At 74.4% G+C, this 15,192-nt stretch carries 14 protein-coding genes; 7 read left to right on the top strand and 7 right to left on the bottom strand.

From position 1 onward, the window contains the following. Window positions 1–171: 171 nt before the first annotated feature. Complete coding sequence (locus tag AB0D49_RS20255) at window positions 172–2,847, top strand: AAA family ATPase (protein WP_362758999.1); 2,676 nt, start codon at window positions 172–174, stop codon at window positions 2,845–2,847. Between the two features lie 102 nt (window positions 2,848–2,949). Here the strand turns inward: AB0D49_RS20255 and AB0D49_RS20250 are convergent, their stop codons facing one another. The 3 genes from AB0D49_RS20250 to AB0D49_RS20240 all read right to left on the bottom strand — a co-directional run bounded on the left by AB0D49_RS20250 (window position 2,950) and on the right by AB0D49_RS20240 (window position 6,530). Beyond that, window positions 2,950–3,615 (bottom strand): response regulator transcription factor, encoded by a 666-nt coding sequence (locus AB0D49_RS20250; protein ID WP_362758998.1) that lies wholly within the window; start codon window positions 3,613–3,615, stop codon window positions 2,950–2,952. A gap of 71 nt (window positions 3,616–3,686) precedes the next feature. Next, window positions 3,687–5,078: a histidine kinase gene (locus AB0D49_RS20245; RefSeq protein ID WP_362758996.1), complete on the bottom strand. Its 1,392-nt coding sequence runs from the start codon at window positions 5,076–5,078 to the stop codon at window positions 3,687–3,689. A 201-nt stretch (window positions 5,079–5,279) separates the two neighbouring features. Beyond that, complete coding sequence (locus AB0D49_RS20240; protein WP_362758994.1) at window positions 5,280–6,530, bottom strand: Clp protease N-terminal domain-containing protein; 1,251 nt, start codon at window positions 6,528–6,530, stop codon at window positions 5,280–5,282. 403 nt (window positions 6,531–6,933) lie between these two features. On the opposite strand from AB0D49_RS20240, the gene AB0D49_RS20235 reads away from it, so the two are divergent. Next, window positions 6,934–8,364 (top strand): hypothetical protein, encoded by a 1,431-nt coding sequence (locus AB0D49_RS20235; protein WP_362758992.1) that lies wholly within the window; start codon window positions 6,934–6,936, stop codon window positions 8,362–8,364. A gap of 15 nt (window positions 8,365–8,379) precedes the next feature. Here AB0D49_RS20235 and AB0D49_RS20230 read toward each other — a convergent pair whose 3' ends face one another. Then, on the bottom strand, window positions 8,380–9,027 hold the full coding sequence (locus AB0D49_RS20230) for an ATP-dependent endonuclease (protein WP_362758990.1): 648 nt from the start codon (window positions 9,025–9,027) through the stop codon (window positions 8,380–8,382). A gap of 174 nt (window positions 9,028–9,201) precedes the next feature. On the opposite strand from AB0D49_RS20230, the gene AB0D49_RS20225 reads away from it, so the two are divergent. Then, a complete protein-coding gene (locus AB0D49_RS20225; protein ID WP_362758988.1) occupies window positions 9,202–9,915 on the top strand; it encodes a DinB family protein in 714 nt (237 codons plus the stop codon). Window positions 9,916–10,019: 104 nt separating this feature from the next. Beyond that, on the top strand, window positions 10,020–11,426 hold the full coding sequence (locus tag AB0D49_RS20220; RefSeq protein ID WP_362758986.1) for a hypothetical protein: 1,407 nt from the start codon (window positions 10,020–10,022) through the stop codon (window positions 11,424–11,426). A 72-nt stretch (window positions 11,427–11,498) separates the two neighbouring features. On the opposite strand, the gene AB0D49_RS20215 is transcribed toward AB0D49_RS20220, so the two are convergent. Together AB0D49_RS20215 and AB0D49_RS20210 are read right to left on the bottom strand one after the other, a co-directional pair. Next, on the bottom strand, window positions 11,499–11,852 hold the full coding sequence (locus AB0D49_RS20215) for a hypothetical protein (RefSeq protein ID WP_362758984.1): 354 nt from the start codon (window positions 11,850–11,852) through the stop codon (window positions 11,499–11,501). 80 nt (window positions 11,853–11,932) lie between these two features. Then, entirely contained in the window at window positions 11,933–12,094 is a 162-nt protein-coding gene (locus AB0D49_RS20210) for a hypothetical protein (protein WP_362758982.1), read from the bottom strand. A gap of 86 nt (window positions 12,095–12,180) precedes the next feature. Between AB0D49_RS20210 and AB0D49_RS20205 the strand changes: the two genes are divergently transcribed. From AB0D49_RS20205 to AB0D49_RS20195, 3 genes are all read left to right on the top strand, one after another. Next, window positions 12,181–12,420: a nitroreductase family deazaflavin-dependent oxidoreductase gene (locus AB0D49_RS20205; RefSeq protein ID WP_362758980.1), complete on the top strand. Its 240-nt coding sequence runs from the start codon at window positions 12,181–12,183 to the stop codon at window positions 12,418–12,420. 238 nt (window positions 12,421–12,658) lie between these two features. After that, window positions 12,659–13,657, top strand: coding sequence for a sporulation protein (locus tag AB0D49_RS20200; protein ID WP_362758978.1), 999 nt, complete (start codon window positions 12,659–12,661; stop codon window positions 13,655–13,657). A 118-nt stretch (window positions 13,658–13,775) separates the two neighbouring features. After that, complete coding sequence (locus tag AB0D49_RS20195) at window positions 13,776–14,231, top strand: TerB family tellurite resistance protein (RefSeq protein WP_362758976.1); 456 nt, start codon at window positions 13,776–13,778, stop codon at window positions 14,229–14,231. Window positions 14,232–14,244: 13 nt separating this feature from the next. Here AB0D49_RS20195 and AB0D49_RS20190 read toward each other — a convergent pair whose 3' ends face one another. Next, window positions 14,245–15,186 (bottom strand): M56 family metallopeptidase, encoded by a 942-nt coding sequence (locus AB0D49_RS20190; RefSeq protein WP_362758974.1) that lies wholly within the window; start codon window positions 15,184–15,186, stop codon window positions 14,245–14,247. Window positions 15,187–15,192: the final 6 nt, after the last annotated feature.

Raw genomic sequence — 15,192 nt, 5'->3', positions numbered from 1 at the left:
CACTCCTCCAACGTGGTCGGGCATTGTCATGGCCTTCGATCACGACGGTAGGAACCCGGGCCCACCGACCGAATCCGTAGGTCTACTGGTCGCCCTACCGGGATCATGGGCGAGTAAAATGCCGGTTACGGTAAGTGCTGCGCGACGACGTGCTCGGTAGAGGGGGCTGCGGTGCTGTACGGCAGGACCGGCGCACAAGACAGGCTGGACGAGCTGATCACCGGGGCGATGGTGGGCCGTAGCGGTGCCGTCCTGCTGCGCGGCGAGGCGGGTATCGGCAAGACCGTGCTGCTCGACTGGCTGGCGGAGCGGGCCTCGGGACTGGGGATGCGGGTCCTGCGGGTGCGCGGGATCGAGCACGAGGCGGATCTGGCGTTCGCCGGGCTGTTACAGCTGGTCTGGCCGGTGCAGCAGCGGCTGGACGCGCTGCCCGAGGCGCAGGCGCACGCGCTGCGTTCGGTACTGGGCAGCGGTGAGCACCGGGGTACGGACCGGTTCCTCACCGGTCTCGCGGTACTGACGCTGCTGGCGGAGCTGGCCGAGGACGGTCCCCTGCTCTGTCTGGTGGACGACGCCCAGTGGCTGGATCAGGCCAGTGCCGAGGCGCTGTTGTTCGCGGCGCGGCGGCTGGGCGCGGAGCGGATCGCGATGGTGCTGGCGGGCCGGGACGCGGCCAAGGAGGAGGAGGGTCCGGGGCTGGGCGGGCTGAGCGAGCTGCGGCTGTCCCGGCTCGGACCGGACGACGCGGCCCGGCTGCTCCAGTCCCGGGGGCACGCGGCGGCGCTCAGCTCCCCGGTGATCGCGGAGTCGCTGGGCAATCCGCTGGCGCTGATCGAGTTCGCGGCGGTCCGGCGGGACGGCCACCACCATCACACGCCGCTGCCGGTCGCGGACCGGGTGCTGTCCTGTTTCCGCTCCCAGATCGCCCGGCTGCCGGAGCCCACACGGCTGATGCTGCTGATCGTGGCGGCGGAGGCGCGCGGGGATCTGCGCCATCAGATGCGGGCGGCGGAGCGGCTCGGCGTCGGGTTCGCGGAGCTGGACCCGGCGGAGACGGCGGGGCTGGTACGGATGCGGGACGGTGTGCTGTCGTTCCGGCATCCGCTGATCGCCTCGGCCACGTACCAGAACGCGCCACTTGCCCGGCGGATCGCCGTGCACCAGGCGCTGGCGGAGGCGGCGGAGGACCCGGACTGCCGGGCCCGGCACCTGGTGGCGCTGACCCCGGAGCCGGACGCGGCCATCGCGGGCGAGCTGGCGGCGGCCGGTGAACGGGCCCGCGCCTGCGCGGCGTACGGCGCGGCGGCCCGGCTGTACGAGCACGCGGCGCGGGTGTCGCCGGGCACCACGGAGCGGGCGGCCCGGCTGGCGACGGCGGCGACGCTGGCGCTGACCGCCGGTCACTCGCCGCTGGCGGGGCGGCTGGCCGGGCAGGCGGAGCAACTGCCCGCCGACCCCGCCGACCGGGCGCTGCTGGCCCGGGTCCGGGCGGCGGTCCTGGTGGACGACGACGATCTGCGCGGCGCGGGCCGTCATCTGCTGGACGAGGCGCGCCGTACGACGGCCGGGGACGCCCCGGGTCTGCTGGTGGCCGCCGCCCAGCACGGCTGGCTCGCCTCGGACGCCTCGCTGGTGCGGGCCTCGGCGGCCCGGCTGACCTCACTGGACCGGCAGGAGCCGCTGGCGCAGGGCCTGGCAGCGCTGTGCGACGGCGACTACGCGCTGGCGCTGCCGACCCTCACCGAGTCGCTGAAGCGGCATCTGGCGGCGCTCACCGACACCGCCGACGGCGCCGGACATCCCCGGGAGGTACGCCAGTTGGCGGCCACCGGCGCGTTCGCGATCGGCGACGACACGGCGGCGCTGGCCCTGGCGACGGCGGACGTGGCGCGCTGCCGCGACGAGGGACTGATCGGTGAACTCCCGCAGGCGCTGGAGGCGCTGAGCCAGGTGCAGGCGGTGCTCGGGCAGCACCGGGACGCGCGGGCGGCCATCGCCGAGGGCAAGGAGATCGCCGGGGACACCGGCCAACTCCACCGGCTGGCCCGGCTGTACGGGGTGGAGGCGCGGCTCGCGGCCGTGGAGGGCGACGAGGAGCACTGCCACCGGCTGGTGCGGGAGGCGCCCCGGCGTTCGCTGGGCGAGATCGAACGGGCGCTGGTCCTGCTGGACCTGGGGCTCGGCCGGTACGCGGCGGCGCTGGAGCGGATGGCGCCGCCCGCGCACGGTCCGGTGCGGGTGGGCTGGCTGTCCACGTCGGTGGCCGCCGACCAGATCGAGGCCGCGGTGCGGCTGGGTACGCCGGAGGCGGTGGAGGGCCATGTGATCGCCCTGGAGACCTGGGCGCTGTCGGGCGGGGCGCCCTGGACGCGCGCGGTGGCGGCCCGCTGCCGGGCCCTGCTCAGCGACCGCGCGGACGACTACGCGCGGGCCCTGCGGCTGCACGCGGAGGGCGGCCGGCCCTTCGAGCAGGCCCGGACCGAGCTGCTGTACGGGGAGTGGCTGCGGCGGTCCCGGCGGCGCGGCGAGGCCCGCGACCCGCTGCGGTCGGCGCTGGCGGTCTTCGAGGCACTGCACGCCGAGCCGTGGGTGCGGCGGACGCGGGCGGAGCTGGAGCTGACCGGGGAGACGGTGAGCGCCGCCCAGGCGACCGCGCAGAAGCTCGCGGACCGGCTGACGCCACAGGAGTTGCAGGTGGTGCGGCTGGCGGCGGGCGGCAACAGCAGCCGTCAGATCGCGGCGCAGCTCTTCCTCAGCCCGCGCACGGTGGAGCACCACCTGTACAAGGCGTATCCGAAGCTGGGGGTGGGCTCACGGCGGGAGCTGGCGGGCCTGGACCTCACCTGACCTGCCTTGACCGGCCCCGCTGGTGACGGGGCCGGTCGGCCGGTCTCCGCTGGACCTCACCTGACCGGTTCCTGACCGGCCCCGGTGTCGACGGGGCGGCGGTCAGTCGGTCTCCAGCAGGCCCGCGTCATGCGCCAGCACGGCCGCCTGGACGCGGTTGGCGCAGCCGGTGCGGGTGAGGATGCGGCTGATGTGCGCCTTGACCGTACCGGCGCTCAGATACAGCCGCCCGGCGATCTCCGCGTTGGACAGTCCGGTGCCGAGCAGTCCCAGGACCTCGCGCTCGGCTGGGGTGAGGTCCGCGATCCGGGCGCGTGCGGTGTCGGTGTCCCGGCCCGAGCGCACATGGCGTTCCAGGAGTTGCCGGGCGACCCGCGGCGCGAGCACGGGTTCGCCGCGCGCGGCGCGCCGTACGGCCTCGATCAGGTCGGTGGGGCCGGTGTCCTTGAGGAGGTAGCCGCCCGCCCCGGCGCGCAGGGCGCGGGTGACGCTCGCCTCCTCGCCGAACGCGGTCAGCATGACGACGGCGGTGCGGGGCGAGAGCCGGGTGATGTCCCCGGCCGCGGCGATGCCGTCCCGGCCGGGCATCTGGAGGTCCAGCAGGGCCACGTCGATGTCGCCCGCGCGGCACGCGGCGGCGGCCTCGGCGCCGTCGGCCGCCTCCGCGGCGACCTCGATGTCGTCGGCGTTCTCCAGGATGAGCCGGATTCCGGCGCGCATCAGCGCCTCGTCGTCGGCGACCAGCACCCGGATCTTCGGCTCGTCCATCGGATCATCGTAGGTCGTACGGCGGCGCGGTCCCCCGGCCACCCCGCCTCCGTACCTACGTACCTACGTACCTATTCCATGGCGGCCAGGATCAGCAGCATCACCACGAAGCCGACCGTCGGCAGCACCACCAGCAGGGCGGCGCAGCCCGCGCCCAGGACGCGGGGCCAGGTGAGGATCTCGTCGGTGAGGGGGGCTCGGGCACCGGCCGTGCCGGTCGTCACGGCGGTCGTCACGGCGGTCGGCGTGCGGGCGGGCCGTGGGTCCGCCGCCGGGAGCAGGGCCGTGATCCGGAAGCCGCCGTCGGCCGTGCGGCCCGCCTCGAACGTGCCGCCGAGCAGCGCGGCCCGCTCCTGGCAGCCCACCAGTCCGCTGCCGGTGCCGCCGTGGGAGCGGACGGCGCCGCGCGGGGCGGCGTTCACCACCGACACCTCGACCGCCCGGCCTGCCGCACCGGTCCGCCCATGCGGCTCCGTCTCCCGGACGACGACGGTGGTGGCCGCGCCCCCGGCGTGCTTGAGGGCGTTGGTGAGTCCCTCGCGCACCACCCGGTGGACGGCCTGCCGGGTCGCCGGGGGCAGTTCGGCGGCGGCGGGCACGTCCCAGTGCAGGGCGACGGGGCTGCCGGTGTCGCGGGACTCGTCGACCAGGGCGGTGACGTCCTCGCGGGTGCCGGTGCGGGCGCCGGTGCCCGCGCCGGACCCGGTGAGGTCGGCGTGGCGGAGCACACCGAGGATCTCGCGCAGTTCCTCCATCGCCGAACCGGCGGTGGTGCGCAGGAGTTCGGCCTGACCGACGAGGGCGGGGGCCCGGCGTCCGGCGGCGAGTTCGAGGGCCCCGGCGTGCACCGAGAGCAGGCTCAGCCGGTGGCCGAGCAGATCGTGCATCTCCCCGGCGATCCGGTTCCGCTCCTCCATACGGGCCGCCGCCTCGGTGAGGGCGCGGGCCTGCTCCAGATAGGTGTTGCGCTCCCGCAGCAGACTGACCAGGGGCCGCCGTCTGCCCAGCAGGGTCCCGGCGACGGCCGGGAGCACCACGACCAGGACGACGGAGAGACCCATCCCGGTGACTTCCAGCGGTGGCGCGTCGGACCCGCGCGGCAGGGTGACGGCGGCCAGGGCGCCCACCACCGCGCAGACCGCGCCGACCGCCCACCAGGCCCGGCGTGCGGGGGTGATCCGGCGGGTCGCGGACAGCACGACGACCGGGACCACCGCCACCACCCACACATTGACCCCCACCAGCAGCGGCACCACACCCAGTACGGCGGCGACCGGCCTGCCGCGCCGGGCGGGCAGCAGCAGCGCCGCCCACACGGCACCCGCCACCGCCAGCACCGGCTGGTCCGGGGGCAGCAGCAGCAACGGCACGAGACAGAACGCCAGGGTGAGCACGGCGGCCCAGCCCTCGGCGACGACCGTACGGCGCGGCGCTGACCGGGCGTCGGCCACGGCCCGGCGCACCCATCGGACCGTCCAGGCCACCGGGCTCCAGGACCGCGGGTCCGGTCGCGCCGGGTGTGTTCCGCCCGCCGCCTGGCTCATGTGCACCTCGTCACCTCTGTACCTGGGTCGTCGCGCACGCCGGTTCCCGAGCGCCGCGCCGGGTGTCCGGTGGAACGTTAGTCATACGGACGGCGGGCCCGGACCGCGGGTCCCCGCGGGTCAGGCGGCGCGGTGACGGCCCAGGTCCGCGCGCAGCGCCGGGACGTCGACGCCGAGGGAGCCGAGAAGTACGGCGATCCCGTCCCCGGCGGGGTCCTGTGGCCGCGGCGGGCGTTCGTCGTCGAGCAGGGCCGCCAGCAGATGGACCGTACCGACCGTGGGTGAGCCGCACTCGGCGGCCAGGAGCCGGGCCACGGACACGATGTGGTCGGCGGCGCCGGACAGCAGTTCCAGCTCGCCCTCGGGCACGGCACCGGGCGGCACCGAGCGGGCCGCGGCGACCAGTGACACCTGCCGTACACCGGCGCGGTGCAGCAGCTCGGCGCCGGAGTTGACATCGGCGAGCGGCTCCGGGAAGGCGTGTCCGGCCAGGCGCATGGCCCGGTCCAGGGCGAGGACGCCCAGCATCAGGTCGACGGGTGCGGCGGCGGTCCGTCCGGACCGTACCGCCTGCCGGACGGCCTCGGTGCTCACCGCCATCACCACCGGGGAGCCGTTCACCGTGGACCCGGCGGTCCAGGAGGCGAAGGCGCGGGTCAGCCGGTTGCCGCCGCGGCCGAACATCCCGGCCCGGCGCAGCAGGGTGACTCCACCGGACTCGGGGTGCTCGGTGTCGGTGCCGCCGGTCCCGGTGTCGGCGCGGTCGCGGGCGTCGAGCGCGTCGAGGGCGGTCGCGGCGGCGGTCAGGTCCAGCCGCTCAAGGGTCATGGCCTCGCGGGCGCGGGTGCCCGGCAGCTCGAGGAGGGCGCGGGCCACATGGCGGCAGCGCACGGAGTGGGCGCCTTCGGCGCGGGCGGTGCGCAGCGCCAGCAGCAGACAGGCACGCAACGCGCCGGTCATGCCGGGCAGTTCGCGGCCGGGGTCACGGCCGGAGTCCCGGGTGCCGAAGGTGAAGCGCCAGCGGGTCTCGCGCCAGGTGGCGTCGGTCTCCTGTTCGTCGTCGCGCCGGTCCTGGGCCGCGCCCCCGGCGCCGGGGTGGGTGCCGGTCTCGTCGTCGCAGGCCCAGTGCTGACCGGCGTGGGCCCGGATCAGTCCGGCGAGTGAGCCGGAGGCGCGCATCCCGGGGGCCAGTGCCGTACCGGCGTCGGTGTCGCCCGACACCAGTTCCCCGAGCACGGTGTCGGTGCCCACGGTGGCGGACTCGGCGCGCACGGCCCGGCGCAGCGCCGCGAGGAGCAGGGTCATGACGTCCGGCGCGAACTCCGTGGTCGCCCCGGCCGGGGTGGTGGAACGGGCGGTGGTGTCCCTCATGTGTGTCCCCCCAAGGGTGAGTGCTGCTGGTCGCGGTACCGCGGCGGTGGTCGTCCTCCGTGGCGGTATGTGGGATGGGTGCGCCGGGCACCTCGTTCCGCAGGCACCACGCTAGGTACACGATGGAGACAAATCATCGGCCGACCGTCCGGCCGCGCGGTCCGATCGGCCACCGTGCCGTGCCGATCGGACAGTGGTGGGGATGGCGTGCGGACCACGCGGCGGCCGTCCGGCGGTCATAGGGGATACGGGTTGGCCGAGTTGACTCGATGAGTCACCCGACAGGGTGGCGCGGCGGCCTTGGGGGCGGGACCATGGGACTGAGTCAGTCTGTGTCCCCATGTCGCCCTTCGAGCGCGGGGAACGTATGCCATCCGGGCCGGGATCGAGTGGAGTGGGTGCTGTGCGTAGTTACGGCGGTGTGCTGGCGGGGCAACTGGCGTTCGCCGCGGTCTGCTGCTTCCCGGCGCCGGTCGCGCTGGTCATCGGCTGTGTGGCCTGGCGGGACGGCCAGCAGTGGGCCTGGATCCCGTTCGTGCTGGGGCTGGCCGGACTGGGGTTCGTACCGGTCATGGCGTATCGCGCGACACGTGACGCCTATCCCCGTATCACCCTTCGGGACCGGGTGCGCGACAGTGACATCACCTATGCCGACGACAGCTTCGTGCTGTGGGCTCCGCGCTCCGAACCCGGGTCGGCCAGGGCCCAGTTGACCCGGGCGGATGTGCTGGAGGCGTCCTTGGTGCGGTACAGCCCGGACGGTGAGGCCACGTACACCACCTACGGCGGCGATCCCACTCCGGACGAGTTCACCCCGCTGGTGTGGATGCGGCTGCGGGTGCATGACTTCGACGGCGGCGAGGGGTTCGAGGTGACCGGGTCGTGGCGGGTGCCGTCGCTGTGTCTGTCGGCGGTGACGGCGGGGCGGCTGGTGGTGCTGGTCGACCCGGACGCGGGCGCCCGGGGCACCGGGCCGTTCGCCGATCCGCGTCCAGCGGTGCTCCCCCAGTGGCCGCGCAGCACCCTGCTCGCGGGGACCAGGACGTCCCGGCTGATCGGGCTGGACGGCCGCCTGACCGAGGTGACCCGGCGCCCCGACCGGCTGCTGCGGCAGATGCGGGTGTCACTGGCCGCCGGAGGTGTGGCCATGGCCGGGGACGTCATCGATCTGCGCAGGCTGGACACCCGTACCGCGGCGCGGTACACGGAGCTGGCCGACCGGTGGGAGGCCGAGCCTGAGGAGCAGCAGGCGCCGGTCAGTGAGCCCGGTGAGGAGATCCGCTGGCTGGTGGACGCGTTGCCGGGCGGCTGCTCGGCGGGGTTCGGCGAGGTCGGCGCGGGCTGGTCGCGGCGCGGGGGTGTGCTGACCCGGGCCCGGTTCCTCCAGATGACCGCGACCTACACCTTCCAGGAGCACGGCCCGGTGCTCGACACGGTCCTGCGTATCCATCCGCCGGACGGCACACCCCCCTTCGAGGCGGCCCGGCGGCTGACCGTCCCGATGCGCTATCTCGCGCTGCTGCACCGCACCAAGGAGGTCGTCCTCACGGTCGCCCCGAACGGCCGCTCCTACGTGGTCGACTGGGAGCGCACTCAGTTGCTGGCCGGGACGACCACGGCGAAGGTCGTGGCGCCCGACGGCCGGGAGTATCCGCTGACGGGTCGGCCCGACCTCGTGTGGGCGCTGATGAATCTGCTCGCCGCGCAGGGTGTGTCGAACCCCCAGCCGGTCCTGGACCTGCGCGGACGCCCGCTGACCGGGCTGAGGGCGACCGTGCTGGACGTGGTGCGGGGCGGCCTGTCCACGGCGGACGCGGACGCCGCCCGGCGTTAGCCACGGGCACCGTCTTCACGCCAAGTGGGTCAGCAGCCCGGCCAGCGGCCGGGGTACGCGGGCCAGGTCGACCTGGGCGACCAGTGCCTGGGCGTACTGGGCCTTACGGCCGCTGTGGGTGCCCAGGAAGCGGCGCAGTTGGTGGGCGACGGGGCGCTCGCGCTGGGCGGGCTGGCCCTGGAAGGTGTGGAAGGGGCGGCTCTCCCCCTGGGCGTCGATGACCTGCCGGACACCGTCGGGGCCGAGGGCGCGGATCAGTTCGTCCTCCAGGTCGGCTGCGCAGACGAAGAAGCCCAGGGCTTCGAGACCGCCGCACGAGGTGAGTCCGACCCGGGTCAGGTGGCGGCGGAAGTGACGCTCCTCGCCGATGTCGCAGAGTCCGGCGACCGGCAGACCGAGGCCCGGCGGGCCGCACACGTCCAGGAAGCGGCCGATGTTGGTGGCACCGCCCAGCGGCACCACGGCGATGCCCTCCGCATCCAGGTCACGGCCGTGCCGGGCGGCCAGGGTGTCCAGTGCCGCCTGGTCGCTGTGGCCCTCGACGAGGACGACGGCACGGACCGCGCCGGTCAGTTCGCGGGCCGTCGCGGTGGCCCCGGCCGGGTCCGCGCGGCCGGTCGCCGCCTCGGTCAGTGCCCGCCGGAATCGGCGTATCTCGTTCACAGGTCCTCACTCCCCCCGGGCATCCTGACAGGCGTTCACCGGGACCGCACCTGTGTTTCCCGTGGGGCTCGGCGGCGCAGGAAATGCGTGGCGGCCCAGGGCGGCGGGCCGTTAGCCTCCGCGCCGACGGGGGCGAGGGACGCGTCCGCACGGTGATCAGCAGGAGGATTGTCCATGGAGGGCGACGGCGCGCGTACCGATCGGCTGGGCGTACTGCTCGAACAGTTCGACAAGGCACGGGAGATGGCGTGGGTGCGGCTGACCGGGCTCGGTGACGAGGAGTACCTGTGGGAGCCGGTCCCCGGTTGTCACTCGATCCGGCGCCGGGACGAGGTGACATCACCCCGGGCGTTCGGGCCGGGTGACTGGCTGCTGGACATGCCCGCGGCGGACATCCCGGCGAACGAGTACGCCGAGGTCGCCCGGCAGGTCGAGAGCGGGATGACGGTCGAGCGGATCGCCGAGGACTGGAGTGTGAGCGTCGGACGGGTACGCGAGGTCCTCGCCCACACCGGTCCGGTGGAGCCCACCGTGGCACCGGTCACCACGCTCGCCTGGCGCCTGGGCCATCTGCACTTCTGCTTCGCCGGCACCTGGGAGTGGACCTTCGGCGAACGGCGGCGGGACCCCAAGCTGCTGGTCGACTTCACCCCGTCCGCCGCCCTGGCCCTGGAACGGTTCTGGGCGGTGCTGGACCGCTGGCGCGACAGCCTGGACACCGTCACCGAGGAACAGCTCGACACCGTCGGCTTCTCCCAGTACCCGTACGGCTCGGACCCCGGTGACCCGTTCATCGGCGTCGTGGCGGGCGGCAACCTGGAGCTGATCCACCACATGGCGGAGACGGCGCTGCTGCGCGACCTGTGGCGGGCGCGTTTCACGGGCTGATCCGGAGACCCGGCGGATCAGATGGGCGCGCGGCGATGAGAAACAGGGACTTCACCGGTCTCACTCCACACCAGACCTGATGACCAGTGAACGGAGACCACACCATGCGCCTTGCGACCAAGCTGCTGGCCACCGCCGTGACCGTCGTGCTCGCCGCGGCCCTCCCGGCTCCGGCGGCGTACGCGGCGGAGCGGTCCGGTGGACAGCGGACCGACGAGGGAAGCATCGACGGCGCCCCGTACCGGATCGAGATGCCGCGGCGCTGGAACGGCACCCTGGTGCTCTACAGCCATGGCTACTACGTGGCGGACTTCCTGCCGGAACGGGTCGCGCTGTCGATGCATCCGGAGACGGAGCGGCTGCTGCTGGACCAGGGCTACGCGCTGGCCGCGTCCGAGTACCGGGACCGGGGCACCGGGTACGCCGTCGAGGACGGGCTCAGGGACCAGATCGCGCTGCTCGACCACTTCGAGGACACGTTCGGGACGCCGCGCCGCACACTCAGCCACGGCATGTCGCAGGGCGCGGCCATCGCCGGGCAGCTCGCCGAGCACCACCCCGACCGGTTCGCGGGCACGGCGGGCCTGTGCAGCGAGGTGGACACCCCGGGCTCGTGGAACACGGCACTGGACATCCAGTTCGTGGTGCGCACGCTGCTGGCACCGGACGCGGACATCGACCTGGTGCGGCCGAGCGGTCCGGCCGAGGCGCTGGAGGACACCGAGGCGCTGGCCACGGCGGTCCAGCGGGCGCGGACGACGGACGAGGGGCGGGCGCGGCTTGCGCTGGCCGGGGCGGTCGCCAACCTGCCCACCTGGTACTCGGCGTTCGAGCCCCGGCCCACCACGACCGAGGAGCGCGTCCTGGCCCAGTCGCAGTGGACCGAGGGGGCCTACTCCTGGGGTCTCGGCCCGCTGGGGCGGCTCGACCTGGAGGCGCGGGCGGGCGGCAACCCGTCCGGGAACACCGGGGTGGACTACCGGCGTCAGCTCGCCCAGTCCAGCCTGCGCGGTCTGGTCCGCGCGGCGTACGCCGGGACGGACGCCGACCTGGACACGGACCTGACGGCCCTCGCACGGGCCGGGCGGATCGCCCCTGACCCGGCGGCACTCGCCTACACCGAGCGGTACGGGCTGGTCGACGGTACGGCGCCGACGCCGACGATCACCCTGCACACCACCGGCGACGGCGGCGCGGTCAGCGGCCAGGTGCCCTGGTGGGCCGACCGGGCCGAGGAGAACGGGGGCGGTGACTTCCGCTCGCTGTATCTGGAGCGCGGCGGGCACTGCACGTACACGGCGGCCGAGGAGATCCTCACCCTGCGCGCCCTGGACCGGCGGGTGGACACCGGGCGCTGGGAGAAGCTGACCCCGGCCAAGCTCAACGCGCGGGCGGCGGCGTTCGGGCCCGAGTACCAGAACGTGCTGGACTTCGGTCCGGGCGGACCCCGGCCGGTGGACCCGGCGTTCGTCCGCCACACCCCGCCGCAGTTCCTGCGCCCGACCCGCTGACCCGACGCCGGGCGCCCACCCGATGACCCGTACCGATCCCGACCCGCGCGCCCGGCGCCGGGTCGGGCCCGGTCAGTCCTCGCCCTGGGACCAGGCGGCCACCGGCAGGGACAGATACACCCCGAACTCCCGCAGCCCCACCGCGTCGGCCACGCTCGTGTGCAGCCGGTCGACCCGCGCCTGACGGTCGGCGGCACGGCTCTCGGTGTACTTCGACCGGACCTCGATCACCACATCCAGCCCCGAGCGGTCCAGCGGTCCCAGCTCCCGGAAGCGCAGCTCCACGTCACCCGGCTGGAGGTCGCCGTCGTAGGGCTCCTCCGGGCACTCGACGGCCAGGGAGACCAGGTGGGGCAGGACCGAGCCCAGCTCACGCAGGGTCTCGACGGGGACATGGGGCGCGTGGGTGATCTCGACGAGCGGCATCCGGTCACCCTAGCCAGTGGCTGGTGGAGGGGCGTGGGTCGACCCGTCAGGAATCGAGAAGCGGGCCGGTGGCACCGCTCCTACGGTGGGTCCATGACCGACAGCACGGCAGGACGACCCACGAAGGTGGCCCCCATGAGCGAGCGCAGGCCGGGCACGCCCGGCGCCTTCTCCCGGTGGATGCAGCACAAGGCGAACGCCCGCATGATCCGCAAGATCCGGCGCGGCAAGGGCGATTTCATGGGCATGGAGGTCCTGATCCTCACCACGGCCGGGAGCAGGAGCGGTCAGCCGCGGCAGACTCGCCGACGAGGACGACACCTGGCTGGTGGTGGCGTCCGGCGGCGGCACCCGCAACCCGGACTGGCACGACAACCTCCTGGCCCGTCCGGAGCGGGCCCTGGTGGAGCTGCCCGGCCGCGCCCCGGTGCCGGTGACCCCGCACCGGCTGGACGGGCCGGACCGGGAGCGGGCGTGGCGGCGGATCGCCGAGGCGCAGCCGAGGATCGCCAAGTACCAGAGCAAGTCGGAGCGGCAGTACCCGGTCATCCGGCTGACCGCGCGCTGACCCCGGCGCACCGGCCGCGCGTCCGCCGGGCGTTCGGGCGCGTCGGGTTCCGGCCATTTCCGGTGTCCCCGGCCGTCGCTCCGCTCTCCCGTCCGTCCCGCCCGCCTAAACTTCTACTCGCTTGTAGAGGACACCCGGAGCCGCCGGGACGTCCTCTCCGGCGCACGCGAGTACACACAGGCACGCAGGCATGTAACGGATGCACGTAACGGATGCACGCAAAGGAGTGGACGCCGCGATGGTGTTCAAACGGCTGCTCGGTTCGCTCGGTGTGGGCGGACCCTCGGTGGACACGGTCCTTCAGCAGGGTCCGGGGGTCCCCGGCGCCACACTGACGGGCGAGGTCCGGCTCAGGGGCGGCGAGGCCGACTTCGAGATCGAGGCCGTCGTCCTGGAGCTGATGGCCCGGGTCGAGGCGGAGCACGAGGACGGGGAGAGCGAGGGGGCCGTCGTCTTCGAGCGGTTCACCGTGGGCGGCTCCTTCCGGCTGGCGGCCGGGGAGGAGCGGACGGCGCCGTTCGCCCTGCCGCTGCCCTGGGAGACCCCGGTCACCGAGCTGTACGGCCAGCCGCTGGGGATCGTGCTCGGGGTGCGGACCGAGCTGGTGGTGGCGGGCGCCCGGGACAAGGGCGACCTGGACCAGCTGACGGTGGGTCCGCTGCCCGCGCAGGAGGCGGTGCTGGAGGCGTTCGGGCAGCTGGGCTTCGGCTTCCGGTCCGCCGATCTGGAGTACGGGCGGATCGGCGGCACGGGCCAGTCGCTGCCCTTCTACCAGGAGATCGAGCTGACCCCGTCGCCCGCCTACGCCCATCAGGTCCAGGAGATCGAGCTGACCTTCCTGGCCGCGCCGGGCGGCATGGAGGTGGTCCTGGAGGCGGACAAGCGCGGCGGCCTGTTCTCCCCGGGGCACGACACGCTGGCCCGGTTCACCGTGGGCCACCACGACGTCCGGGACTGGAACGCCGAGGTGGACGGCTGGGTGCGGCAACTGGTCGAGCGGCGCACGGCGTACGCCCCTCCGTACGGGCACGACGGGCACGCGGGTCATCACGGGCACGACGAGCACCGCTCCGGCCGGTCCGGGCCGGGGATCGGGACCGTGGTCGCGGCGGGGGCCGCGGGGCTCGCGGTCGGGGTGGTCGGCGGCATGGTCGCGGCGGAGGTCGTGGACGAGGTCGGGGACTTCTTCGAGGGCGACGACGAGAGCGGCGACGAGGGGGACAGCGAGGAGGAGTGAGCGCCGCTGCTATCTTCTACAGAGCTGTAGAAGATTGCGGCCGGGTCCGCCCGGACCGGTGTGTGTACCGGTCCGGGCGGACCCCCCTCCCCCGAAGCAACGGAAGTACGGAGTTCTCATGGCCCTGTGGGACCGCGTCAAGGAATCCGCGACCCAGATGCAGACCCAGCTCGTGGCGAAGCGCAACGACCTCAAGAGCGGGGCGTTCCGGGACGCGAGCATGGCGATGTGCGCGCTGGTCGCCGCGGCGGACGGCACCATCGACCCGTCCGAGCGGCAGCGGGTCGCCCAGCTCATCGCCACCAACGAGGTGTTGCAGCACTTCGACGCGCTGGACCTGCGGCGGCGCTTCGAGGAGAACGTCGACAAACTGACCGCCGACTTCGCCTTCGGCAAGGTGAGTGTGTTGCAGGAGGTCGCCAAGGCGAAGAAGAAGCCCGCCGAGGCACGGGCCGTCGTCCAGATCGGCATCGTGATCGGCGGCGCGGACGGCGACTTCGACAAGGACGAACAGGCAGTGGTCCGGGAGGCGTGCTACGCGCTGGACCTGCCACCGCACGAGTTCGACCTCTGACAGGCGCGGGGCCCTACAACGGGGTCGCCGCGTGCAGGATGACGACCAGGGTCACGGCCGAGTTCGCGGATGCCAGCGCGGACACGGCCGTGCCCGCCGCGGCGGTCCAGGCGGCGGCGCCGACCCCGCTGAACAGCGACGGCCAGGTGCGCGGCGCGGGCGGCGCGGTGCCGAGCAGCGCGGCCACCCGGCGGGGCACCGGACCGGGCGCCGCGAACCCGGCGAGGGTGGGCGCGGGAGTGCCCCGGGACAGCAGGGCCGCCGTACCGATGGCGCGGGCCACGGCCCTGCGGTCGCCCACCGTACGGGCCGCCTCCTCGTCCGCCCAGCGTTCGGCGGTGTAGGCGACGGCGGTGCGCAGCGGGCGCAGGAACGGGTTGGCGTGCGCCGCGAGCCGTACGGTCAGCAGGTAGCGGTGGTGACGGGCGGCCAGATGGGCCCGCTCGTGCGCGAACAGGGCCCGGCGCTCCGCCGACCCGAGACGGTCGAGCAGCCCGGTGCTCACCACGATCCGCCCGGCCCGGCCGGCGCCGCCCGGCAGCGCGTACGCGTACGGCGTGGCGTCGGGCAGCACGGCCGCCTCGGTGCCCGGCAGCGCGGCCAGCGCCCGGTGCGAGCGGCGGCGCACCCGGCCGTGCCGCCAGAGGGTACGGGCGCAGACGGCGGCGACGGCGAGCAGCGCCGGGATGGCGGCGCGGCCGGCCACCTCGTCGTACGGGAGGGCCTCGCGGACCTCGGGGTCGGACCAGCCGTCGGGGAGCGGGTTGCCGGGGAGCTGGGCGGTGCCGACCACCATCAGCAGGGCCAGACAGACCGTGCTGCACAGGGCCATCACGCCCGCGACGGCGGTCAGCAGCCGGGTGGCGACGCGCGGGTGCAGATGCTGTTCGGCCAGCCGGGCGACGGGCCACGCGGTCAGCGGCAGCACCAGCGGCAGGAAGACGAAGACCCCCATGCGGTG

Origin of the sequence: Streptomyces sp. NPDC048290 (assembly GCF_040652095.1) — a bacterium.
In the GTDB taxonomy this organism is placed as follows: domain Bacteria; phylum Actinomycetota; class Actinomycetes; order Streptomycetales; family Streptomycetaceae; genus Streptomyces.
This window is presented reverse-complemented; position numbering and strand designations above follow the sequence as displayed.